The organism is Streptomyces sp. NPDC002690 (assembly GCF_053592415.1).
Window position 1 is genome coordinate 1 of sequence record NZ_JBSFVR010000726.1, and the last position, 1,440, is coordinate 1,440.

Annotated in this window: 1 protein-coding gene; it reads left to right on the forward strand. The window is 72.9% G+C overall.

Annotated features, from left to right (window positions below; genetic code table 11):
* Positions 1-70: 70 nt before the first annotated feature.
* The coding region (locus ACWD3D_RS37065; RefSeq protein ID WP_451465024.1) for a condensation domain-containing protein at positions 71-1,440 on the forward strand (1,370 nt) is incomplete at its 3' end.

Below are 1,440 nucleotides of genomic sequence, written 5' to 3' on the forward strand. Positions count from 1 at the left end.
CGGAGAGCAGGATCATCGCGACGGTGTACTCCGCCACCGGCAGCGCGTTGGCGGCGCCGCGGTGCAGGTCGTGCCGGAGCGGGCCGAACCGCAGTGGGAGCAGCACGACCTGCTGGGGGTGCCCGAGGCCGAGCGGCCCGCGCGCCTGGAGGAGCTGCTGGCCGCCGACCACCGGAGGCACTTCGACCCGGCCGTCGCGCCGCTGGTGAGGCTCACCCTGGTCCGGACCGCCGAGCAGGGCTTCGAAGTGGTCGTCACCAGCCACCACCTGATGTTCGACGGCTGGTCGCTGCCGCTGGTCCTCCAGGACCTGCTCGGCCTCTACGAGACCGACGGCGACACCGCACAGCTGCCGCCGGCCCGCAGCTACCGGGAGTTCCTGGTCTGGCTGGGACAGCAGGACACCGACGCCTCGGTCCGCGCCTGGGCCGAGGAACTGGACGGCGTCAGCGAGCCGACGCTGCTGGCGCCCCGGGCCCGGCCGGCCGACACCGGCGGCGGCATCGCCCGCACAGAGGTCGCGCTGCCGCCCGAGCGCGCGCGTGAACTCGTGCGCCGCGCGACCGAGTTGGGCGTCACGGTCAACACCGTGGTGCAGGGTGCCTGGGCGATCCTGCTCGGCCAGCTGACCGCGCGCGATGACGTGCTGTTCGGCCAGACCGTCTCCGGACGTCCCTCGCAGCTGCCCGGCGCCGAGGAGATGATCGGCCTGTTCATCAACACCCTGCCGGTGCGGGTCCGCCTGCGCCCCGGGGCCACGCTCGCCCAGACCCTCGCCGACCTGCAGCTCCGGCAGGCCGCGCTGACCGAGCACCACCACCACGGCCTGGCCGAGATCCAGGAGGGCACCGGCCTGCGGTCGCTGTTCGACACGGTGGTGGTCTTCGAGTCCTACCCGTGGACCGGCGGGCACACCTTGCCGGAGACCGGGATCGCCGTCAGCAGCCTGCGGTACTCGACCGGCACGCACTACGCGATGACGCTGATGGCCGCCCCCGACCCGCTCCGCTTGACACTGCAGTACCAGCGCGCGGTGTACGAGACCGCGACCGTCGCGGAGATGGCCGAGCGCTACCGGCGCGTGCTGGAGCAGATCATCGACGACCCGCACACCGCTGTCGGCGCGATCGAGGTACTCAACGCCGCGGAGCGCGTGATGGTGGAGCCGCGGCGCTCGGTTTCGGCCCAGCGGCCCGCGCCCACCGATCCGACGCTGCTGCCGGCCCTGTTCGAGGCCGCGGCGACGGCCACGCCCGACGCGCCCGCCGTCCGGGCAGGTGACCGGGTGCTCGGCTACGCCGAACTGGACCGCCGCGCCAACGGCCTGGCGTTCGAGCTGATCGCGCCGGTGACAGCGTCGAGGCCGGGAACGACGTCGTACAGGGTCTTGCCATCTGCCCATGCAGCTTCCGGGGCCTTCGGATCCTCAGACATGGAAGA